The organism is Acinetobacter lactucae (assembly GCF_001605885.1).
Classification (GTDB): Bacteria; Pseudomonadota; Gammaproteobacteria; order Pseudomonadales; family Moraxellaceae; genus Acinetobacter; species Acinetobacter lactucae.
Genome location: NZ_LRPE01000039.1, coordinates 432,214 through 454,223, shown reverse-complemented (window position 1 = coordinate 454,223; position 22,010 = coordinate 432,214). Strand labels below are relative to the sequence as shown.

At 41.0% G+C, this 22,010-nt stretch carries 27 protein-coding genes; 10 read left to right on the top strand and 17 right to left on the bottom strand.

Features of this window, described 5'->3' with window-relative positions:
- The first annotated feature begins 21 nt into the window (after positions 1-21).
- Positions 22-399 carry a hypothetical protein gene (locus tag AWW73_RS18155; protein WP_031949700.1) on the top strand — a complete coding sequence of 126 codons (378 nt, stop codon included), beginning with the start codon at positions 22-24 and terminating at the stop codon, positions 397-399.
- Positions 400-502: 103 nt separating this feature from the next.
- Positions 503-1,615 (top strand): molecular chaperone DnaJ, encoded by a 1,113-nt coding sequence (gene dnaJ / locus AWW73_RS18150; protein WP_002119101.1) that lies wholly within the window; start codon positions 503-505, stop codon positions 1,613-1,615.
- Between the two features lie 115 nt (positions 1,616-1,730).
- Here dnaJ and AWW73_RS18145 read toward each other — a convergent pair whose 3' ends face one another.
- Positions 1,731-2,084 (bottom strand): hypothetical protein, encoded by a 354-nt coding sequence (locus AWW73_RS18145; RefSeq protein ID WP_061874180.1) that lies wholly within the window; start codon positions 2,082-2,084, stop codon positions 1,731-1,733.
- A gap of 185 nt (positions 2,085-2,269) precedes the next feature.
- Here AWW73_RS18145 and dapB point away from each other — a divergent pair, with 185 nt between their 5' ends.
- The gene (gene dapB, locus AWW73_RS18140; RefSeq protein ID WP_016143882.1) at positions 2,270-3,091 is read left to right on the top strand and encodes a 4-hydroxy-tetrahydrodipicolinate reductase; all 822 of its coding nucleotides are present in this window, start codon (positions 2,270-2,272) and stop codon (positions 3,089-3,091) included.
- Between the two features lie 50 nt (positions 3,092-3,141).
- Entirely contained in the window at positions 3,142-3,795 is a 654-nt protein-coding gene (locus tag AWW73_RS18135) for an START domain-containing protein (protein ID WP_062850347.1), read from the top strand.
- A gap of 39 nt (positions 3,796-3,834) precedes the next feature.
- Here the strand turns inward: AWW73_RS18135 and AWW73_RS18130 are convergent, their stop codons facing one another.
- Both AWW73_RS18130 and dkgB read right to left on the bottom strand, forming a co-directional pair.
- Positions 3,835-5,025: an MFS transporter gene (locus AWW73_RS18130; RefSeq protein ID WP_062850346.1), complete on the bottom strand. Its 1,191-nt coding sequence runs from the start codon at positions 5,023-5,025 to the stop codon at positions 3,835-3,837.
- Positions 5,026-5,029: 4 nt separating this feature from the next.
- Positions 5,030-5,833: a 2,5-didehydrogluconate reductase DkgB gene (dkgB, locus tag AWW73_RS18125; RefSeq protein ID WP_061874195.1), complete on the bottom strand. Its 804-nt coding sequence runs from the start codon at positions 5,831-5,833 to the stop codon at positions 5,030-5,032.
- 120 nt (positions 5,834-5,953) lie between these two features.
- Between dkgB and AWW73_RS18120 the strand changes: the two genes are divergently transcribed.
- Complete coding sequence (locus tag AWW73_RS18120) at positions 5,954-6,856, top strand: LysR family transcriptional regulator (RefSeq protein WP_062850345.1); 903 nt, start codon at positions 5,954-5,956, stop codon at positions 6,854-6,856.
- On the opposite strand, the gene AWW73_RS18115 is transcribed toward AWW73_RS18120, so the two are convergent.
- Positions 6,840-7,214 (bottom strand): hypothetical protein, encoded by a 375-nt coding sequence (locus AWW73_RS18115; RefSeq protein ID WP_062850344.1) that lies wholly within the window; start codon positions 7,212-7,214, stop codon positions 6,840-6,842. The genes AWW73_RS18120 and AWW73_RS18115 overlap by 17 nt on opposite strands.
- Positions 7,215-7,304: 90 nt before the next feature.
- On the opposite strand from AWW73_RS18115, the gene AWW73_RS18110 reads away from it, so the two are divergent.
- Positions 7,305-8,729 carry an aminotransferase-like domain-containing protein gene (locus tag AWW73_RS18110; protein ID WP_062850343.1) on the top strand — a complete coding sequence of 475 codons (1,425 nt, stop codon included), beginning with the start codon at positions 7,305-7,307 and terminating at the stop codon, positions 8,727-8,729.
- 2 nt (positions 8,730-8,731) lie between these two features.
- Here AWW73_RS18110 and ahr read toward each other — a convergent pair whose 3' ends face one another.
- The 8 genes from ahr to AWW73_RS18245 all read right to left on the bottom strand — a co-directional run bounded on the left by ahr (position 8,732) and on the right by AWW73_RS18245 (position 14,021).
- The gene (gene ahr / locus AWW73_RS18105; protein WP_062850342.1) at positions 8,732-9,760 is read right to left on the bottom strand and encodes an NADPH-dependent aldehyde reductase Ahr; all 1,029 of its coding nucleotides are present in this window, start codon (positions 9,758-9,760) and stop codon (positions 8,732-8,734) included.
- A gap of 37 nt (positions 9,761-9,797) precedes the next feature.
- Positions 9,798-10,358 (bottom strand): DNA-3-methyladenine glycosylase I, encoded by a 561-nt coding sequence (locus AWW73_RS18100; RefSeq protein WP_062850341.1) that lies wholly within the window; start codon positions 10,356-10,358, stop codon positions 9,798-9,800.
- Positions 10,359-10,388: 30 nt separating this feature from the next.
- Positions 10,389-10,634: a hypothetical protein gene (locus tag AWW73_RS18095; protein WP_001287364.1), complete on the bottom strand. Its 246-nt coding sequence runs from the start codon at positions 10,632-10,634 to the stop codon at positions 10,389-10,391.
- 9 nt (positions 10,635-10,643) lie between these two features.
- Positions 10,644-11,180: a M23 family metallopeptidase gene (locus tag AWW73_RS18090; protein WP_061874171.1), complete on the bottom strand. Its 537-nt coding sequence runs from the start codon at positions 11,178-11,180 to the stop codon at positions 10,644-10,646.
- 47 nt (positions 11,181-11,227) lie between these two features.
- Positions 11,228-12,262, bottom strand: coding sequence for an A/G-specific adenine glycosylase (gene mutY / locus AWW73_RS18085; protein ID WP_062850340.1), 1,035 nt, complete (start codon positions 12,260-12,262; stop codon positions 11,228-11,230).
- Positions 12,263-12,405: 143 nt separating this feature from the next.
- The gene (locus AWW73_RS18080) at positions 12,406-12,768 is read right to left on the bottom strand and encodes an HIT family protein (protein ID WP_005066600.1); all 363 of its coding nucleotides are present in this window, start codon (positions 12,766-12,768) and stop codon (positions 12,406-12,408) included.
- 184 nt (positions 12,769-12,952) lie between these two features.
- Positions 12,953-13,690: a dienelactone hydrolase family protein gene (locus AWW73_RS18075; RefSeq protein WP_031949686.1), complete on the bottom strand. Its 738-nt coding sequence runs from the start codon at positions 13,688-13,690 to the stop codon at positions 12,953-12,955.
- 172 nt (positions 13,691-13,862) lie between these two features.
- A complete protein-coding gene (locus tag AWW73_RS18245; RefSeq protein WP_002053759.1) occupies positions 13,863-14,021 on the bottom strand; it encodes a DUF1328 domain-containing protein in 159 nt (52 codons plus the stop codon).
- Between the two features lie 193 nt (positions 14,022-14,214).
- Here AWW73_RS18245 and AWW73_RS18070 point away from each other — a divergent pair, with 193 nt between their 5' ends.
- The 3 genes from AWW73_RS18070 to AWW73_RS18060 all read left to right on the top strand — a co-directional run bounded on the left by AWW73_RS18070 (position 14,215) and on the right by AWW73_RS18060 (position 17,328).
- Positions 14,215-14,673 (top strand): YcgN family cysteine cluster protein, encoded by a 459-nt coding sequence (locus tag AWW73_RS18070; RefSeq protein ID WP_057105731.1) that lies wholly within the window; start codon positions 14,215-14,217, stop codon positions 14,671-14,673.
- A gap of 112 nt (positions 14,674-14,785) precedes the next feature.
- Positions 14,786-15,958, top strand: a complete 1,173-nt coding sequence (locus AWW73_RS18065; RefSeq protein ID WP_062850339.1) for a PQQ-dependent sugar dehydrogenase — start codon at positions 14,786-14,788, stop codon at positions 15,956-15,958.
- Positions 15,959-16,062: 104 nt separating this feature from the next.
- Complete coding sequence (locus tag AWW73_RS18060; RefSeq protein WP_016143868.1) at positions 16,063-17,328, top strand: replication-associated recombination protein A; 1,266 nt, start codon at positions 16,063-16,065, stop codon at positions 17,326-17,328.
- A 1-nt stretch (position 17,329) separates the two neighbouring features.
- On the opposite strand, the gene AWW73_RS18055 is transcribed toward AWW73_RS18060, so the two are convergent.
- The 5 genes from AWW73_RS18055 to dapA all read right to left on the bottom strand — a co-directional run bounded on the left by AWW73_RS18055 (position 17,330) and on the right by dapA (position 20,994).
- Complete coding sequence (locus AWW73_RS18055; protein ID WP_016143867.1) at positions 17,330-18,178, bottom strand: formate/nitrite transporter family protein; 849 nt, start codon at positions 18,176-18,178, stop codon at positions 17,330-17,332.
- A 155-nt stretch (positions 18,179-18,333) separates the two neighbouring features.
- Entirely contained in the window at positions 18,334-18,537 is a 204-nt protein-coding gene (locus AWW73_RS18050; protein ID WP_016143866.1) for a hypothetical protein, read from the bottom strand.
- Positions 18,538-18,726: 189 nt separating this feature from the next.
- The gene (gene purC, locus AWW73_RS18045; protein WP_002119240.1) at positions 18,727-19,446 is read right to left on the bottom strand and encodes a phosphoribosylaminoimidazolesuccinocarboxamide synthase; all 720 of its coding nucleotides are present in this window, start codon (positions 19,444-19,446) and stop codon (positions 18,727-18,729) included.
- A gap of 36 nt (positions 19,447-19,482) precedes the next feature.
- Complete coding sequence (locus AWW73_RS18040; protein ID WP_080648743.1) at positions 19,483-20,085, bottom strand: lipoprotein-34 precursor (NlpB); 603 nt, start codon at positions 20,083-20,085, stop codon at positions 19,483-19,485.
- A gap of 15 nt (positions 20,086-20,100) precedes the next feature.
- The gene (dapA, locus tag AWW73_RS18035; RefSeq protein WP_016143864.1) at positions 20,101-20,994 is read right to left on the bottom strand and encodes a 4-hydroxy-tetrahydrodipicolinate synthase; all 894 of its coding nucleotides are present in this window, start codon (positions 20,992-20,994) and stop codon (positions 20,101-20,103) included.
- A gap of 327 nt (positions 20,995-21,321) precedes the next feature.
- On the opposite strand from dapA, the gene pncA reads away from it, so the two are divergent.
- Entirely contained in the window at positions 21,322-21,966 is a 645-nt protein-coding gene (gene pncA / locus AWW73_RS18030) for a bifunctional nicotinamidase/pyrazinamidase (RefSeq protein ID WP_062850338.1), read from the top strand.
- Positions 21,967-22,010: the final 44 nt, after the last annotated feature.

Sequence of the window (22,010 nt, the reverse complement as noted above, 5' to 3'; positions counted from 1 at the left end):
GTGAATTGAGGTGAAATACAGATGGGGCAAGACCATATCGAACAGCATCGCCGTTATATAGTAATTTCTTATGCGTTCATGTTTCTTGCATTGTTTACGGTTATTTTTGCGGCCTTTGCTTATTTGATCGCTCGTAAAGTAGCAGTTGTAGATAATGCTGAAGTTTGGATTCATGCGCATGCACTATGGATTATGCGTAGCGGGATTCTATTTCTTTGTATGGCAATTTTTGCTGTGGTCTGGTTTATTCCGCTCTTCTTCTTTGCATGGGATAGTAATCTTTGGGTTACAGCCTCTACAGTTGCTGGTGTAGTTTTTAGCGCTATCGCGTGGTTATTTCTATTAAATGCATGGTTAAAAGGCTTGTCTAAATATTTAAAAAATAAGGCAGTTTTTTAATATATCTATTTTTTGAACATTTCCCCCTTGTAAATTCGGCTAAAGTCCCCCATTTAGTCGGCAATAGAGTATTGATAAAATTCCGTGAGGAGCACCGCCAAAAATGGCTAAACGTGATTATTATGAGGTTTTAGGCGTTTCAAAAACCGCAAGTGATGATGAGATCAAAAAAGCCTACCGTAAATTGGCGATGAAATATCATCCTGATAGAAACCCTGACAATGCCGAAGCTGAAGAGAAATTTAAAGAAGCTGCTGAAGCTTATGAAGTTTTATCGGACAGCGAAAAGCGTAGCATGTACGATCGCATGGGACATAATGCTTTCGAAGGCGGCTTTGGCGGTGGCGGCGGTGGCTTCGGCGGATTTAGTGCAGAAGATATTTTTAGCCAGTTCGGTGATATCTTCGGTGGTGCATTCGGCGGTGGTGGACGTCAACAGCGTCAACGTCGCGGATCAGATTTACGCTATGTCATGGAACTTACCCTTGAAGAAGCTGTAAAAGGGGTGAAAAAAACCATTACTTTTACTGCTCCTGCACCATGTGATGTGTGTGATGGTAAAGGCTCTAAAAATCCTAAAGATGTTGAAACCTGTAAAACTTGTCATGGTTCAGGACAAGTTCGTATGCAGCAAGGTTTCTTCTCTGTACAACAAACATGTGGTACGTGTCGTGGCCAAGGTAAAATTATTAAAAACCCTTGTCAGGCATGTCATGGTTCAGGTGTTGCTGATCGCCAGCAAACGTTGGAAGTTACCATTCCAGCGGGTGTAGATAATGGTGACCGCGTTCGTTTGAGTGGTAAAGGCGAAGCAATTCGTGATGGCCAGTCAGGTGACTTGTACGTTGAAGTGGTAGTTCGTGAACACGAAATTTTCCAACGTGATGGCGCAGATCTTTATATGGACGTACCTGTAAGCATTGCTGATGCTGCACTTGGTAAAGAAATTGAAATTCCAACTTTGGAAGGCCGTGTTAGCCTGAAAATTCCTGAAGGAACTCAAACAGGTAAATTATTCCGTTTACGTGGTAAAGGCGTTCGTCCAGTACGTAGCAGCATGGTCGGTGATTTACTTTGCCGTATTGTGGTAGAAACACCGGTTAACTTAAATTCTCGTCAACGTGAATTACTTAAAGAGTTGCAAGCTTCTTTTGATGGCGAAGACAGCGCTTCTTCACCAAAGAAGAAATCATTCTTTGATCGTTTGTTCGATTAATACTTGATTAGACAAGAAATTAAAAAGAAGGCGGATATTTTATAAATATCCGCCTTTTTATTGCGCTGATGTATCTTATTATTTTTATTCTGCTTAAAAGAAAAATTATGTCTGTTTACTCTGTAGGGTGAGCAACATCAATATCATTAACACTTACAGTCGGTTCGCTAGAAGCAAGAGTTGGAGCATTTTCGATCACTGTTGCGGCTACTGCTTCTGCCTGTACAGCTACTTTCGGTGCTTCTGCTGTTGTTTCGCCAATAATCGGGTCAATATCTTCAACTTTAACGTCAGCATTGGCATTGCTTGTTTGAGCTGTAGGCGTTGCTGTTTGAGTATTTACGTTTGTCGTAATACGCGCTTTAGATAAGCTTTCTAATGTGTCTCCTGGCTGGATTGCAGGCTCTGCAAATGCCACTGAAGTCATCATCCCCATCATTGCTGTAAAACCAATAATTCTCGAATGCATTTTGAACTCCTTTATCGTCATCTTTTTCTCATTCGTGGCTCCGTAGTGTGCCGATAAATTCTTTAACTTTTGTGAAAACAGATTAAATTTCGTCCTAACTCAAAAAATAATTTTTACTTTTTAAGATGAGCAAAGAGTTTTGATATAGTAGACAAATTACGTAAAACAGAAGATTGAGAAGGATTATGTCAGCAGCTCCACGCATTGGTATTTTAGGTGCAGGCGGTCGTATGGGCCGTACGCTTATTCAAGCAGTTCAACAGGCAGGCTATCAATTAGCTGCTGCAGTAGAGCGTCCGGAAAGTAGTTTGGTGGGCACGGATGCAGGTGAGCTTGCTGGTATTGGTTCAGTGGGTGTGAAGGTCTCTGGAAACTTGTCAGATGTTTTGAAAGACTGCGATGTAATAATTGATTTTACAGCACCAGTTGCGACTGCTCAGCATTTGAAGCTTTGCCGTGAAGCTGGGGTTGCTATGGTTATTGGTACAACAGGTATGTCAGATGAGCAAAAAGCTGAGTTAGACGAAGCTGCCACTCATACCCCTGTGGTTTACGCTGCAAATTATTCTGTGGGCGTAAATGTATCGATCAAGTTACTTGAGCTTGCAGCAAAAGTATTTGGCGATACAGTAGATATTGAAGTCATCGAAGCTCACCACCGTCATAAAGTAGATGCACCGTCAGGTACAGCATTAATGATGGGCGAAGCAATTGCAGATACTTTAGGTCGTAACTTAAAAGAAGTTGCTGTGTATGGCCGTGAAGGGCATACAGGCCCACGTGACCGTCAAACGATTGGCTTTGAAACCATTCGTGGTGGTGACATCGTTGGCGAACACACTGTCATGTTTATTGGTGAAGGTGAGCGTGTTGAAGTGACTCATAAAGCCACTAACCGTATGAACTTTGCTGCTGGTGCAGTACGAGCTGCTGCATGGGTTGTGGGCCGTGAAGCGCGTAAATATGACATGAAAGATGTTTTAGGATTGAACGACGTACAGGTATAAAACCCTGTACGTATTCCATGTGTAGCGAGAAAAACAAGATAGAGCAGAACATGAATAAAAAACAAATTGCCTTGACCACTCTTCTTTGCTTAAGCAGCCTCTGGACGGGGGCTGCTTCTACAGAAAAAGCTAAACTCAGCTTAGACCGCAATAATATTAAAGTCTGGACCTATCAAAAAACCGATAATCCAGTCTTTCAATATAAAGCGGAAACAACATTTGATGTGCCACTTGAGCGCGCTGTCGCTGTGATTTTAGATGTAAATCGTGCTGATCAGTGGGTGCCTTATATGGGCAAGGTTGAGATGTTGTCTCAAGATGAGAAAAAAGGTGAGTTCACACTGTATATGGTGTTGGACTTTCCTTTTCCTTTAAAAGATCGTGATGTCGTTGTAAAAGGAAAAATGAGCAAGGCCGCAAATGGTATTGTGACAATTAAAAATACTGCAATTAGCGGAAATTATCCGATACAACCTGATGTAGTGCGCTTAACACGCTATGAAGGGGATTGGACATTCCAGAAACTTGCAAATAATAAGGTGAAAGTAACCACTAGTGGTTATGCAGATCCTGCTGGTGCCATTCCATTAAGTTTTGTAAATATGTTTGTTCAACAGCAGCCTTATCAGATGTTGCTTAAAATGAAGCGGGAAGTGACTAGCCCGATTTATGAACACCCGAAATTACCAGAAATTTTAAAATAAATAGCTTAAAAAAAGCGCCTGATTCAGGCGCTTTTTTTATTAATCTGAACACTGCTGCAACGCTTGGGCAGGACTACTTTCGCGTTTGATTTGAAATAAAACCAATAACAAACCTAAACCAGCCAGTAATGCGCCAGCAAATGATACTGCACTATAACCCCAACCTAAATCGAGTACTAACGCACCTGCTGCTGCTCCTACTGCGTTACCTAAGTTAAACGCACCGATATTTACTGAAGAGGCAAGTCCTGGTGCTTCATGAGCGACTGACATTACACGCATTTGCAAAGGTGGTACTAACGCAAAGGTTGCTGCACCCCAGATCACTAAGGCAATGGCTGCTCCAATCTGGCTTTGCGCAAGGATGGGGAAAGTCACCATCATGACAATTAAAAGAACCAAGAAACCAATCAGAGTTTTGTTAATGGACAAATCTGCAAAACGTCCACCTAAATGGTTACCAATCGAGAAACCGACACCAATCAATACCAACATAAACGTAATGAAGGTCGGTGAAGCATGGGTAAACTCAGTCAAACTTGGCGCAATATAGGTGTAGAGCGTAAACATTGCACCTGCACCGAGCACTGTAGTAAGTAGCGCAAGGACCACAGGAGTACGCGTTAATACCTTCAACTCGGCTTTCACATTTGGCTTTTGGGCAACCATACCTGATGGCAGCGCTTTCCATAAAGCGAGCATAGTAATCACACCAAGCAAGGAAATCGCAAGGAAAGACATACGCCAGCCAATGTTTTGCCCAACCCATGTTGCCAAAGGCACACCCCCAATATTGGCAATAGTTAAGCCCATAAACATGGTGGCTACAGCGCTAGCTTGTTTATGTGCGGGCACAATACTTGCTGCCACAACAGAGCCAATCCCGAAAAAAGCACCATGATTCAGGCTTGTGATGAGACGCGCACCTAATAAGCTCATATAGCTTGGTGAAAATGCTGCGATTAGGTTACCTACCGTAAAGATCGCCATGAGGAAAATAAGCGCATTACGTCGTGCAAAACCACCAAACCATAGGGTCATGAACGGAGCACCTAGCATGACGCCAAGTGCATAGCCTGTAATTAACATTCCGGCTGTTGGAATTGAAATCCCTAAATCATGAGCGATATTTGGAAGCAATCCCATTGGAGAGAATTCCGTGGTGCCAATGGCAAAGGCACCTATTGCCAATGCCAATAACGAAAACGCCGTATTTGATTGAGTGTTCATGAGTTTAGTCCCAAACTGGTGCCCATGGCTCTGGGCTAACTTCACGACTGTTACGATCAAGTTCGGCAATCATTTGCATTTCAGCTGAAGTTAACTCGATATCCTGTGCTTTTAAGTTGCTCATCAGGTTTTCACGTTTAGTCGAAGAAGGAATGACTGCAAAACCACGTTGCAATGCCCACGCTAGTGCAATTTGCGCTGTCGTTGCTTTATGTGCTGCTGCAATTTCAGCTAGAACAGGGTCTTGAAGCACTTTGCCGTACGCAAGCGTCATATATGAAGTGACATCAATATTCTTCTCTTGTAAGAAATTTACAAGCTTATGGTTTTGAAGATAAGGACTTAATTCAATCTGATTCGTTGCAATATGTTCTACACCTATTGTGTCAATTGCTTGTTGGGTAAGCTCAATATTGAAATTTGAAATACCAATTTGTTTGGTTAAGCCTTGTTGTTTTGCTTCAAGTAAAAGCTTCATAACTTCAGGAATCGAAACGCCTAAATCCGGTGCTGGCCAATGAATCAAAGTGAGGTCAACATGGTCAGTACGAAGCTTTTCTAGGCTCTCTTTTAAGCTAGGAATAAACTTATCTTGAGCAAAATTATCTACCCAGATTTTTGTGGTTAAAAATAAGTCCTGACGTGATACACCGCTTTCGGCAATGGCTTGACCAATCGCTGCTTCATTGTCATAAATTTGAGCCGTATCAATTGCACGGTAACCTACATCTAAAGCATTTTTAACAGAATCAATCACCGCTTGTTCTTTAAGGCGGAAAGTTCCTAGACCAAAACGAGGGATATTCATGTGTTCACCTGAATTTAAATAATTGTTTAACTTGAGGTGCATTTTGCTTTTTTTATTGTTGCGAAAAAATAGATGAATAAGCAAAATATCTTTGATCATTAGTCAATAATAGAATAAGCCATGAAATCAACAATTGAAGAACTCGTTGCCTTTATCACCATTGTTGATACAGGCTCTTTTGTTGCAGCGGCAGAGCATTTAAAACAAACACCTTCAGGGGTTAGTCGATCTTTAACACGCTTGGAGGCGAAGTTAGATGTGACTTTGCTAGAGCGGACTACGCGTAAACTGAAACTCACGCAAGAAGGTCAGCAGTTTCTGGTAAAGGCCCGTAAAATTTTAAATGAGCTGAATGCTGCCGAAGAAGAACTACAAAAATCGGATCAGGGCACCGCAGGGCTCATTCGCATTGATTCGGCAACGCCGTTTGTTTTACACGTAATTGCGCCATTAATGCATAAGTTCCATGAGTGTTATCCTGATATTGAAATTGAGTTAAATAGTAATGATCAGGTGATTGATCTCTTGCAGCATAAAACCGATGTGGCATTTCGATTTGGGGAACTTAATGACTCGAGTCTGCATGCCAAATTAGTGTGTAAAAGTCGCTTATTTATCGTTGCAAGTCCTGACTATTTAGCGATTAAGGGAACACCGACGCAACCTGAACAACTCGAACAACATGATTTGATCGGCTTTACCAGACCTACTTATATCAATAGCTGGCCGATTAAAGTTGGCGATAAGTATTTTTTTGCGCAATCAAAAATTAAAGCTTCTAGTGGTGAGACAGTACGCCAACTCACGATTAGAGGACATGGTATCGCACGACTATCTGAATTTGAAATTTGGAAAGATATTGAAGAAGGGCGATTGATTGCCTTATTTGAAGACCAAATTGAACATCAATATCAAAGCATCCATGCTGTGTATTATCAACAAGAGCATCTACCAAAACGAATTCGTTTATTCATTGAATTTTTGGCAGAACAGTTAAAAGACGGTTTTAAAAACGCTCTCTAAAAGTAGTGTAACTGTCAGTTGGAAAATGAACTTCTAAAAGTGGAGTCGTTTGTCCTTCTGATGAATGTTGAGACAGAAAATAGCTTTTTTGCTGTTCTCGGCAGCTAAAATACAAAGTCGAATAAACGGAGTTCACCATTACAACTTCATTTGAGCTATTCCGTTTATATTGATAATGAGAAATCGTACTGGTCTTTTCATCAGTGCGTTGCTCCATTTTATAGTCTTGTTGATTTGTCATTTTTAAATAGCCTTCTATGAGACTTTGGCAAACAGTATGTCTGTACTGCTCATCTTTTGGTTGTTGTTGGCAACCAGCTAAAACAATAGTAAATAACAATATAGCTTTTAATTTCATGACTTTGCTACTTTCTGAGTTGATTTCTATAGCCTAAAGGTGTTCTATAAACCAGTACAGATACAGAAATTTTTAAAAAAGCAGCACAGAATGACTTTCCAATATCAGGTTCTTGCCAATCAATTAGCACATCGTATTTATCAAAATGAGCTTAAACCTCATCAGAAACTTATTTCTTTACGAGATTTTGCTCGTCAGCACAGCATTAGTTTAAGTACAGCAAAAAGTTGTTATGAGTTACTTGAGGCGAGGGGGCTTATTTATGTAAAGCCGAAGTCAGGTTATTTTGTGGTTGCTCGTGCACAATCTGGCCCCATTCCTGAAAGTCCAGATTTCTTGTCTTTACCTCGACAAGTTTCAAACCTGGAATTGCATAATCAAATTCAGGAAGCTGCCTTACAAAGCCACCTTGTACCATTAGGCTCTATTCAGTTAACCCCTCATTTTATTCCTGTGGAAGGTTTACGTCGTTCTATTCAACGGGCTTTAAAAAATTGTCAGCCTCAAGACTTTCTTTATTGTAATAAACAAGGGCATGAGCAATTAAGAAAAGCGTTATCTGATCATTGGCGTGAAGACGGGATTTTTATCGCAGCAGAAGATATTTTTATTACTAACGGTTGTATGCCAGCCTTGTCTTTGGTGATTCAGCATCTAACAGAAGTCGGCGATAGTATTTTAATCCCGACGCCTACTTTTAATGGACAACTACAGCTTATAGCAAGTTTAAAACGGCAGATTATTGAAATTCCAGCACATCATCGTGGTATCGATCTTGAGCGCTTAGAATCATTTATGAAGCAAGGTTTAGCTAAAGTTTGCTTAATGACAGCCAACTATCAAAACCCTTTAGGATATTGTTTAAGTAATGCAGAAAAACAAAAGATTGCCGAATTAGCAGCAAAGTATCAGTGCTTTATTATCGAAGATGACATTTATGGAGAGTGTGGCTACAGCGGTGAGCGACCATTACCTATACGCTATTGGGACCGCGAAGGTTATGTGATTTGGTGTGGGTCGGTATCTAAATCTTTGTCGAGTGCGTATCGGGTAGGGTGGTTCTGTTTAAGTGCGAAGCTACAGCATTTAAGGCTTGAGCTGTTGGCTAGTAATATTGGGGTCAATACACCGCTACAACTAGGCCTAGCTGATTTTATTTATAGTCGTGGTTATCGAGAGCATTTAGAGCAACTACGACCAAATTTAATGCGCCAAGTCGAGGAGTATCGTAGTTGTATTTTAAATGCCTTTGAAGGTATTCCAATTGCACTGAGCCAACCAGAAGGGGGTTATGCCTTATGGATGCAGTTACCTAAAACTGTAGATAGTTTGGCGCTCTATTACACTGCAAAATCTCACGGAATTACCGTAGTTCCTGGTCACGTTTTTGGTGAGGATGAACGCTATCGGCATTTTATTCGTTTAAATGCGGGTCATGAGTTAACAGCAGATGTCCGCCAAGCAATTAAAGACTTGGCGGATTGGTCACGACAACAGATTAAAACAGCGAGTTAGTCTTATTCTGCAAAGTCTGCTTTAAGCACAATGCGGTAGCGTGCTTGACCTGAGTGTAGACGTTCAATTGCTTCATTAAGTTGTGACATTGGAAATAGCTCAATTTGAGGTGCAATTTTTTTGCGTGCAGCAAACTTTAAAAGCTGACGTAGTGCAGCAGGTGAGCCCGTAGGTGAGCCTGTTACGGACTTGGCACCATCAATGAGAGAGCCGACAGAGACAGGAACTGGTTCTAGCGTGAGTCCTAAGAAGTGCAAAGAACCGTTTGGTGCTAGCGTAGAAATGAAAGCACGCCAATTTAGGGTCACATTTACAGTACTCAGCAATAAATCAAATTTCCCTTTTTGAGCTTTTACCGCCTCTGTATCGCGGCTATTCACTACATGGTCAGCTCCCATTGCTTTGAGTTCGTCTGTTTTATCTGGGTTAGAACTAAAAGCAGTGATTTCACAGCCCCAAGCTTTAAGTAGCTTAATGGCGATATGACCTAAACCACCAATACCAATTACACCCACATGATGTGTTGCCTGAATTTTGTGTTTGAGTAATGGGTCAAAAACGGTAATTCCGCCACAAAGTAGGGGACCTGCACTTTCAGCGTCTAAATCGTCAGGGAGGGGAATGGCCCATTGCCAGCCTGCACGGACCTTATCGGCAAAGCCACCAGCATGTCCCACGATTGTCGCAACATTTTCGCCTGTACAAAGTACTTGCTGACCGCCAATACATTCATCACAGGCTTGGCAACTTTCAGCTGTCCAACCAATACCAACACGCTGTCCAATTTTTAGACCTTTGGCTTCTGAGCCCAAAGCAACAATTCGTCCAATAATTTCATGGCCTGCAACCACAGGGTACACGGTTGACCGCCATTCATTGTTCAAAACAGAAATATCAGAATGACATAAACCACAATATTCAACTTTTACCTCAACCTGATGCGGTTGTAATTCACCTGCGTCAAATTGGTAGGGAACCAGTTTTTCACCTGCTTGCATTGCTGCATAAGCCTGAATCGTATTATTGCTCATCGGAACTCCTTAAGCGGCTTTAAACCGTTCTGGTGGGTTATGAAGCTTTAAATTGACAATCGTTTTCATGGTCATTGACCATGCCTACTGCCTGCATAAAAGCATAGCAGGTGGTTGGTCCAACAAATTTGAAACCATTCTTTTTAAGTGTTTTGGAAAGTTTTATGCTTAGCTCGGTTTGAGCAGGGGCCTTGCGATAATCTACAACATCATTGTGTTGAGGAGCTGCATTTACAAACTGCCAAAGCCATGTAGGAACATCGCCGACTTGGGCTTTAAGTGCTTGCCAAGCAATTGCATTATCACGAATGGCTTTAAGTTTACCCAAGTGACGAATTAAACCTGCATCGGATAATTTTAGTTCTAAAAAATCATCCGTAAATGAAGCAATTTCTGCAATCGGGTGATTAAAAAAGTGCTGACGGTAGCTTTCTCTTTTTTTCAGTACGGTAATCCACGATAAGCCTGCTTGCTGACCTTCTAGGCAGAGCATTTCAAATAGTCGGGCTTCGTCGTGTTCAGGTTTACCCCATTCTTCATCATGATAGGCAATATAGAGTGGATCATCGGAACACCATCCGCAGCGTTGAGTTTTCATGATGATGCTCCTTATATTTATCTTAGAATTTTAAAGTTTAAATAACACCCACTCGTTTGGGCGAGTATCCCAATAATACAGTTCAGCTTGAGTTAAGTCTTCAAACTTTAGCCAAAAGTCTTTGCCAACTTTATCTGAAAAACCGGTACTGATCAGTAGGGCATCATCGCTGATTTCCATGATCCAGCCTTGATAGCTATTGCCATTTAAAATGATCTTTTGCTGGTTACCAGACTCGGCAAACTCTACTAAGCGATTGATCAGCGCTTCCGACATAAAATGTTCCTAGCGTAAATATGAATAAGGATTAACAGCACCACGTCCTTTACCATTTAGGTAAAGACCATAATGAAGATGAGGTGAAGTATAACGTGCATTGCCGGTATTGCCGACATAGCCAATGAGGTCACCCTTTTTGACATAGTCACCCACATTTAAGCCACGTTTGTGACCATCAAGATGAGCATAATAATGCCATGTTCCTGCTGGGCCTAAAATCCAGATCACTTTGCCACCCAAATTGTTATTACGAAGATCGGCAACGAGTCCTTCTGTTGCACTGTACACTTTGGTTCCACGTGGAGCCAAAATATCAATTCCTTCGTGACTGCGCCCCTGACTACGAGCAGCTCCCCATGTGTCTTTTAACTCATCTCGATTGATACCCTTTACTGGCACGGGCAGTCGATTTGGAAGCTGCATACTTTTGAGTTTGATGACTTGAGCGGGTGGAAGCGGGGCAGGTTTTTTAGGTGTACTCGCACAGGCAGCCAATAGAATAATCAGAAAACCAAGTGAGAAATGAGAAACAAAACGTCGCACGAAATACTCCCTGTCACAGTCATATCAAAATTATTTTGTTCACTATGTCACGAACGGCTTGTCGAGATCAATTTTTTCATAGCGGTTGGAACACCTTTGGCAATAGCCTGTTCCGGACTTAACCATTGGCCTTCGAGTTCAATGGCTAGATGTTCTTTTTGATCGGGTTCCACGTGGAACGTGTGAGCATTAAGTAACCATGTGAAGTGAGTAAAACTATGACTAATTTGAAAGGTTTGTGTTTGAGATTGTAGTTTAAATTGCTGGCTTAAGCTCAGTCGGTCATGTTCATTTTCTAAAATAGGTAAACAGAATAAACCGCCCCATAGGCCATGAGCTTGGCGCTGTTGCCAAAACCATTCATTTTCACACTGAATAATAAGAACATCTGCTGTTTTAACAGGCGGGGTCTTTTTCGGTTTCTTAAAAGGTAATTCTTGTTCTAAACCTTGCTGATAAGCCTGACAATGAGCTTGCATTGGGCAATATAAACACAGCGGTTTTTTAGGCGTACAAATGGTTGCGCCGAGATCCATAATCGCTTGAGTGTAGTCATGATTACGATGTGTCGGGCAAAGCGCTTCAGCCAGTTTCCACATTTCACGTTCGTGCTGTGGCTTGCTCAAATCATCCTCAATGGCAAAGAAACGAGCTAAAACACGTTTCACATTGCCATCCATGATGACGCCATACTGACGTAAACCCAAAGACATGAGTGCACCTGCGGTAGAGCGACCAATACCGGGTAGTGCAATCCATTCTTCTAGTGTTTCAGGGAACTTACCTTGCTGAGTGACAAGGCCTGCAGCTTTATGCAAATTGCGCGCACGAGCGTAATAGCCAAGACCTGCCCAATAAGGGGCTACTTCATCCCAAGTTGCATGACCTAAAGCTTCTACTGTTGGGAAGCGTTCCATAAAGCGGTCAAAATATTGCAAGACTGTTTTCACCTGAGTCTGCTGTAGCATAATTTCAGAAACCCAAACTTTGTACGGATCATCGGCAACTTGCCAAGGCAAATCATGACGACCATGTTGATCGAACCAGTTTAAGAGGGCATCAGAAAAAGAAAATTCAGGCATGAACAGCTATAGAAGAAAAGTAAGGGCTAAATTATAGCTGAAATTTAGATGAAATTTTGTTTAAAGCAGACAATGAAAATGAGGGTATTAAAACAGAGACGACCTTGAAAAATAGCAATCTCTGTTTCAATCAGATAAAAGGATTAATCCTTTTGTACACCCCAACGTTGATCAAGTTTCAACGGCTGGTTTTTATAATAAGGAATGACATGAATGTGGAAATGATCTGAAGTTTGTCCAAAAACTTCACCATCATTAAAGCCAATATGAAAGCCATCTGGTTGATGACGAAGTTGTGTCTCATGACGGGCAATTTCAAGAAGTGTAAGCAAGCCTTGGTGTTCTTTAGAAGTAATGTCAAAAAAAGAACTAACATGGCGCAGTGGTGTTACTACACAATGGCCTTTAGATAACGGATTAGAATCAGGCAAAATTACAGCAAATTCATTTTTATCAATGATGTCATATTCATCAAATTCGCAATACGGACATTTCTTGTCAGTCATTGTTGTATCCTCTCATGTTATTCCATTAAACCCCGAGTGCGGGAAATAAGACTAGGCTTTGCTCTAGCTCAACGGGAGTATAGTTATTGAAGTATGGTTTAAAAAATACAGTAAAAATATTGCAAAGTCATAAACATTTAAGGGAGCAAATGCGAAAAAGTCATTTGCTCCAAATTTGCTTCTTTTATTTTAAAGTACGATCTAGCACATCGTACATTTTAGCAAGGCCTTGTTTTTCCGCTTCGCTGTTGTAGCCAAGATCTACACCGTTTGCTTTAGCTTTTTCATCTGCAAGCGGGTTACTAAAGCCATGTTTAGCACCTTCTAAAACCACTACTTCGTGTTTAACCTCAGCAGCTTGCATCTCTTTTTCAAAATTAGCAACATCTTCTAAGGTGACCATACTGTCTAGTTCACCATGTAGAACTAAAACTTCACCTTGAATGTTGCCTTTTTGAGCAGGTGCCTTTGGTGCTAATGTAGCATGGAACGTTACAACTGCTTTAAGTGGTGCACCTGAGCGAGCAAGGTCCAATACAACTTTACCGCCATAGCAAAAGCCAATTGCAGCTAGTTTTTCGCTATTCACTTCTGGTTGAGCAGCAAGCGTTTGAAGCGCAGCGTTGGCACGATCAGTAACCGTGTCTAATTCTTCAAATGTCTGCATCATCCATTCATAGGCTTGAGCTGCAGTAGAGGTGACTTTTTTATCGCCATACATGTCAATAGCAAGAGCAGCATACCCGTGTTCAGCAAGCTCACGTGCGCGTTGCTCAGTATATTCATTACGGCCCCACCACTCAGGACCAATAATGATACCTGGTACAGGTTTCTCACTCTCTGGAGCCGCAAAGTAACCAATTAAATGGCTGCCGTCTGGTGCAGTATATTGAATTTCACGGGTTTTAATTGCTGTACTCATGACATTAATCCTGAAATTAAACTTGGTTTAAACACGCTTGATTAAAGCATAAAAAATAAGAAGTAAAATAAATAACTATGTAAAAATCTACATCAAAAGAAAAAGATAGATATTTCAGCACAATAAAAAAAGAAGGAAACCAGTTCCTTCTTTTTATATGCTAATGATTAGATTAGGTCCTGCCGCGCGAGATGAACCCAATTACAGCTAGAATTACAGCCACAACTAATAAAATCACGGCAAAATCTTTAGATAGCCCTGCAACACCACCAAACCCTAATAGACTGGCAATGAGTGCAATTACTGCAAAAATTATCGCCCAACGGAACATAATGTTGTCCTCCTTATTTTTCATTGTCATTTAACTATATAGTGTGTTTTTTACGCCGAATGTGTCGTTTATGTGGTTGAAATGTATATTAAACAATCGTTTTGTGATGCCACAAATACAGCTTCTTTTTTAGTACAGACCACTTCAATGCTATACTGATACATCGTTTTATCTCATCAGCTGTTAAAAGATTATGTCTACCGAGACCTCACTTCGACCACTCTTCTGGAAAAACTATCCACTAGAGCAACTGACTCAAATTGAGTGGGAAGCTTTATGTGATGGCTGTGGTTTATGCTGTCTGGTCAAGCTTGAAGATGAAGATACCCATGAGGTGGCATATACCAAAGTGGCGTGTAAGTTACTCGATTGCAGTACAGGGCGTTGTTCAGATTATTCAAATCGTCAGCAGCAAGTACCTGACTGTTTGCAGTTAACTGTAGAGTCTTTAAAAACGATCCACTGGTTGCCATCAAGCTGTGCCTATAAGCGCTTGAATGAAGGCAAGAATTTACCTTCTTGGCATTATTTAAATACGGGTTCGAGACAAAGCGTTGTTAAGGCGAAAAAGTCAGTTGCAGGACGTTGTTTGTCTGAAGTTGATGTCCATGAAGATGACCTTGAAGATTATATTGTGCGATGGGTGCGTTAGTTCAATCTTGAAAAATAGATGTATTAATTACAGCGTATAATAAAGTAACACTTTTATCGTAATTTTTTTGCTCATCTCCGTTATATAACAATAAGAACAAAAGGAGATAAAAATGATGAGACGATTAGCAGCACCCTTATTATGTAGTAGCTTTTTTTTGTTAATGGCCTGTGGGTCTAATAATACCAATTCAAAAAATCCTGAACAAAATACGACTGCAAAAGCAGATCAGTCTGTTGCTGTCAAACAAACTTATCAGGTGCAAGCAGTCGCACATTTTAATGAACCTTGGGCGGTGACCAGTCTGCCTGATCAGCGTTTATTGGTGACTGAACGGCAAGGTAAATTAAAAATTTTTAATCCTAAAAATAAGCAAATGTTGGATGTTCAAGGTATTCCAGCAGTGAATTATGGAGGACAGGGTGGTTTAGGAGACGTCGTTTTACACCCTGACTTTGCGAAGAATCACTGGGTTTATCTCAGCTATGCTGCGAAAGGGCAAGGTGGATCTGGAGCAGTTATTTCGCGTGCGAAATTAGATTTATCTAACCCCAATCAGCCAAAACTTACCGCTATAAAGCAGATTTGGCAGCAAGTACCTAAAGTCTCAGGACAAGGCCATTATGGACATCGCATGCTTTTTGGCGCAAACGGGAAGCTATGGGTCAGTTCAGGTGAGCGACAAAAGTTTGATCCTGCCCAAAACATGAAAAGTAACTTGGGTAAAATTTTGCGTTTAAATGAGGATGGTTCAGCTGCGGCAGGAAACCCTTTTTATAAGCAAGGCGGGGTCACTGCTGAAATATGGTCACTGGGTCACCGTAACCCATTAGGTATGGCCTTTGACCGCCAAGGACAGCTGTGGGTGGTTGAGATGGGGCCTAAAGGTGGTGATGAGCTTAATATTATTACCAAAGGTGAAAATTATGGTTATCCGATCGTTTCAAATGGAGACCATTATTCGGGCCAACCTATTCCAGATCATCACACTCGTCCAGAATTTAAAGCACCTGAAATTGACTGGACTCCTGTAATCTCTCCGTCGAGTATGATTATTTATCGTGGTCAACAATTTCCTGGATGGCAAAATAAAGCATTAATTGGCGGGTTATCTTCTGAAGCAATTGTGGTCGTGGATTTAGAGCAAAAGCCTGTGAAAGAAGTGCAACGATTAGATATGAAAAAACGTATTCGTGGATTGCATGAAGCACAAGATGGTTCGATTTGGGTCATTGAAGATGGCTCAAATGCGCGTTTACTGAAGCTCAGTAAGAAACCCTCTTAATACTACGAGCAGCCTGTAAATAAAGGATGTGTCTCATAGATTCAAATTGTAGATTTCTGTGAGACACAATAGACTATAGTGAAAAGACGATAAAGCCATTTGAGATGTCAGACACCCATATTCCACTTCCCGAACGCCTGCGCCCAAGAGACTTGTCTGAAATTATTGGGCAAGACCATTTATTAGGTGAACATGCGCCCTTACGTCAAATGATTGATCAGGGTCATTTGCCTTCTATTATTTTTTGGGGACCACCAGGCGTTGGTAAAACAACGATTGCTTTACTTTTGGCTCAGGCAATAGACCGTCCATTTGTCAGCTTATCTGCGCTGAATACGGGCGTAAAAGAATTACGTGAAGTAATTGCAGAAAGTGGTGATTTACTGACGCCTGTAGTTTTTATTGATGAAATTCATCGTTTTAATAAATCACAGCAAGATGCATTATTAGGCGCAGTAGAAAAAGGCAAAATTACTTTAATTGGTGCGACCACTGAAAACCCATCATTTGAGGTGAATAGTGCACTTTTATCACGCTGTCAGGTTTACACCTTAAATAGTTTAGACAGCGAGGCGATCCAGACTCTTATTAATAATGCACTTCAAAGCGACAAATTTTTAAAAGAACGTTATATCCATATTGAAGAATATGATGCGCTCATTCAGTTTGCAGCAGGCGATGCTCGTAAAGCGCTTAATTTACTGGACTTGATTGCAAGTACCTTTGAACCAGAAGTTGAAAATACGATTACCAATGCGGTAGTGGTGAAAGTCGCTCAGCAAAATATTGCACGTTATGATAAATCTGGTGAGCAGCATTACGACCTCGTTTCCGCCTTTATTAAATCAATTCGAGGCAGTGATCCAGATGCAACTCTATATTGGATGGCACGTATGCTCAAAGGCGGAGAAGATCCGGTTTTTATTGCAAGACGTATGCTGATTGCAGCCTCAGAAGATATCGGAAATTCTAACCCAAATGCGCTACTGCTTGCAGGTGAATGCTTCCGCTCTGTCCAAGCGGTGGGTATGCCTGAGGCTCGAATTATTCTCGGTCAAACAGCAGTTTATTTGGCAACGAGTGCAAAAAGTAATAGTACTTATTTAGCGATTAATAAGGCTCTAGAACTTGCTGAAAAAACGGCGAATTTACCTGTGCCTTTGCATTTGAGAAACGCGCCGACTAAGCTTATGAAACAGCAAGGCTATGGGATTAATTATCTCTATCCTCACGATTACCCTGAGCACTTTGTACTGCAAGATTATTTGCCGCCAGAGTTAAAGGGAACCAAACTCTATGAGTCTGCGAGAAATAAGCGTGAGGTTGAAGGCGAGCGCTTACAGCAACGCAGATGGCAGCAGGAACAATAGTTCATTGATGCTTCTGCTCTAGTTCTTCAGTCACTTGACCATAAATTAGTAGAGTAAACACGCCTGTACCACCAACAATATTGCCAATGGTGGTCGGGATCAGGAAAGTAAATAGATACTTGCCAATAGAAGCTTCTCCTTGCCAGACCAGATAGGACATTTCTGTAGAACCAACCACTACATGGGTAAAGTCACCCAGTCCTATCAAATACGTCATGAAAAAGATGAGCAAGAATTTATTATTGACTGAAGGCATCATCCAGACCAAAGCTGCAATTAACAGCCCTGACATAATACCTTTGAGCATATTCTGGGTGGCGGAAAAGGAACCCACATGATGGGCGAGTTCATCTAGTGCTTTGTCGATATCTGGAGTAAACAGATGAGTAGTGAGGAAAAATAAACTCGCCAAAGCTGTTCCAATGATGTTGCATAGAATCACAATCCCCCATAATCGACCCACTGCTCGTAATTTATCGAGAGTAAAGGGCTTGAATAAAGGTACAACTGTGGTGATAGTATTCTCGGTAAAGAGTTGCATGTGACTCAAAATAGCGATTAGAAACCCAATGGTATAACCCACATTAGTGATTAAATCGGTCCAGACTGCATCAGCTGGGAGATAAGCAGCAATAATCGCTTTAAATACAAATGAAAAACTGATGACTAAACCCGCGGCAATCCCTGAAAAGATCAGTGCAGTTGTTGGACGATCCAGCTCTTCGGCACCATCACGGCGGATAATTTCATAAACCAGACGGGGTGACAGTTTCTCATGTTCTTCTACTGCCATTTTTTCACGCCAGCTTAAGGTTTTCTCGACCTTTTTTTCCTCTATTTCATGGTCCATCAGGTTTACTCCTCACTGAATAAATATCTTATATTTATTGTTTTATTTATTGTTAAGGTAGTGCTCAGGATAAATCTAGTCTATTCATAACAGCTTTATGTATTTTTTTATAAATTGAATTCGCAATAGTAGAGCAGATCATCAAAAAAATAAGATTAAAAAAATGTATAAGTTCTTAAAGTGCGGATGAGTGCCATATAGTCGCCTTGAGAAGCTTGAGCAATAACAGATTCAACTTCTGCCTGACTCCAGCCTTGTTTTAAAGCAGAATTGCTAAAGTTGGTTAATAAGACCAGAGGATTCTCACCAAAATGGACTGGATGATTGATTAATCTCTTTTCAAGCTTAGATATTTCCATAGGATCACTCTGGTTTTAAATTTAATTATTGTGAAGTACTTTGTGTTTTTTTAGATTTTAGTGTTTTAAATTAAGATTGTGCAAGCGCTAATTTATTTTAATAGACAAATCTGTCTATATTGTTTTGGTTGTATTGCGCTGAATATAAAAAAACCGGGCTTCAGCCCGGTTTTTTTGAAGTTTTACTGATTAGATGTCAGATAAATCTACGCCTAAACGAGCAGCAACTTCTTCATAAGCTTCAACAACACCGCCTAAACCTTGACGGAAACGGTCTTTGTCGAGTTTCTTCTTAGAGTCTTTATCCCATAAACGACAGCCGTCTGGAGAGAACTCATCACCAAGCACGATACGGTCATGGAAAACACCGAATTCAAGCTTGAAGTCCACCAAAATCATGTTGCCTTCAGCAAACAATGCTTTTAATACATCGTTTACTTTATAAGTTAAAACTTTCATTTGTTCTAACTGTTCAGCAGTCGCCCAACCTAAAGCAATCGCTTGAGATTCGTTAACCATTGGGTCGCCTAGACCGTCATCTTTATAGAACAATTCAAATGTAGGAGGAGTTAACTCTTTACCTTCTTCTACACCTAAGCGACGGCATAGAGAACCAGCTGCGTAGTTACGAATTACACATTCAACTGGAATCATTTGAAGTTTTTTAACAAGCACTTCAGTTGGAGAAAGCAATTTTTCAAAATGCGTTTCAATACCCGCAGCAGCAAGTTTTTCCATGATGAAGGCGTTAAAACGGTTGTTCACCTTGCCTTTACGATCTAGTTGTTCGATTTTTTCGCCGTTGAACGCAGAGGCATCATCACGAAAGACTAAAATCAGATGGTCGGCATTGTCTGTTTCATATACAGATTTTGCTTTACCAGTATAGAGCAAGGTTTGTTTTAACATGAGGGAACCTTTTTAAAAAAAATGCCTAGTAAACGACTAGGCTGGCCAATTTTGGTAAATCTGGTTTAACACTTCAGCAGCCACATCTGGACTTGCAAAAGTGTTATCTACATTAAATAGAGCAAGAGTATGACTAGAACCTACACCAGTAAGTTTAAGCACATAAGTATTGTCATTTACTTTAATCGTCGCCTGATTACTACCTTGAGCGATGATGTTGAAATTTAAAGTACTTAAAGTTGCTTTGGTGTATTGCCAGATCTCGGCTGTATTTCCATCAACTTTTAACAACGGGTTTTTATTACCGTCAGTCACAAGCTGAGGACGTCCAAGGGCAGTCGACGTTTGAGCAGACGCATCTGCTGTAGCGTTACCTTGCGTTTGTTCAGGGCGTGGCAATTCAAAACGGTTGCCACGCTTGTTTTCAAACTTCGGTGCGTTATCGATAGCGCGCTGTTCTACAGTTGGTGCAGGATACAAAGGTGTCGCTGGTCGTACAGTTGCATCGGCAGGGTACTCAAGCGGGGCAAGTTGCTTGGCATTTTTATAATCTAAAGAATGATTATTAATTGCGAAGCGACTACAACCAGCTAAACTTAAGGCTGAAACTGCAAGGACTAAACCAAGACGTAATTGCATCATAAATTGCTCTTATTAAATAATTCCCGCATCTTTTAGGGCATTGCGGAGAGGTTCGCGATATTGCTCAGCGAGAGGAGTGAGTGGTAAACGAATACCAGTATCAATCAGTCCCATCTCATGTAGTGCCCATTTCACAGGAATTGGGTTTGATTCGCAAAATAGAATATTGTGTAAATTTGCAATCTTATTGTTAAGCGCCTTCGCTTGTTGCTCATCTTTGGCAATCGCAACAGCACATACTTCGCTCATGGCTTTAGGGGCAACATTTGCAGTAACCGAGATATTCCCATCAGCGCCAAGAAGCATAAGTTCCCATGCTGTCTCGTCGTCACCTGAGTACACAGCCATCTTGCCATTTAACGCCTCAATTAAAGCTTTACCACGAGGGACATCACCTGTCGCATCTTTAATGCCGACAATATTCGAGATCTCTGCTAAACGTACAGCTGTGTCGTTTGAAAGGTCTACGCCAGTACGACCAGGCACGTTATATAGAATAAGCGGTAATTCAACAGCTTCAGCAATCGCTTTATAGTGTTGGAATAGGCCTTCTTGAGTTGGCTTGTTATAGTATGGCGTTACAAGTAAAGCTGCATCTGCGCCAAGATCTTTCGCAGCTTTAGTTAATTCGATTGCTTCACGGGTTGAGTTTGCACCAGTACCGGCAATAATTGGAATACGTTTATTGGCTACACGAATAATTTCTTTAATAACCTGTGTGTGCTCTTCCATGCTCAATGTTGAGGCTTCGCCGGTTGTACCGACGGCTACAATACTGTTTGTACCTTGTTCTATGTGCCACTCAACCAGCTTCTCAAGACCCTTCCAATCTACACCGCCGTCTTTCAACATGGGTGTGACGATTGCGACGATTGAGCCTTGAATGGTCTGTGCTTGCTGAGTCATTTTTAAAAATATCCTATTTATCCATCCGAATCTGAGGTAAGAAAAACAAAATGTGGGATGGTTGCAGTATTTTGATTGTCCAGTTCTAACAATAACAGATTGTTGAATGACAATTATGCAAATTATGACTGATCAGACGCATAAGAACAATACGCCTAACGGATAATCGCGATGTAAACTTGAGGAAAAGATAGGATGTTTTCATTATTGCCAGCTGAGAGACCCGTAAATATAACAATACAGCCTGATTCGACTGGGCCTTACTTAATATAGGCTTTTTTTATGGCAAGATAGAATGCAATTTTCCCGATTGGGATTGAAGATGACATGAATATGAATAAACAACCCCAAAATGCGGCTTTAATCGTAGTTGATGTACAAAATGGTTTTACACCGGGTGGAAACTTAGCAGTTGCCGATGCCGATACAATTATTCCAATCATTAACCAATTGGCCGGTTGTTTTGAAAATGTCGTTCTGACCCAAGATTGGCATCCGGATAATCATATTTCTTTTGCACAAAACCATACGGGGAAACAGCCATTTGAAACGATTGAACTCGACTATGGACAGCAGGTGCTTTGGCCTAAGCATTGCGTACAAGGTACCAAAGATGCTGAGTTCCACCCTGATTTAAATATTCCGACCGCTCAACTGATTATTCGAAAGGGCTTTCATGCTCATATTGATAGCTATTCGGCTTTTATGGAAGCAGACCACGCCACAATGACGGGTTTAACGGGATACTTAAAAGAGCGTGGCATTTCTACGGTTTATGTGGTCGGAATTGCCACGGATTTTTGTGTCGCATGGACTGCTTTAGATGCAGTTAAACAAGGTTTTAAAACTTTAGTGGTTGAAGATGCTTGTAAAGGTATTGACTTGAATGGCTCATTAGAAAATGCATGGCAAACCATGCAGCAACAAGGTGTTGTCCGTATTCAATCTACTGATCTGTTGAGCGAGCGCTAAATATATTGCTCTAGTTTTTAACTTTCATATTTTAATTTTTAGGG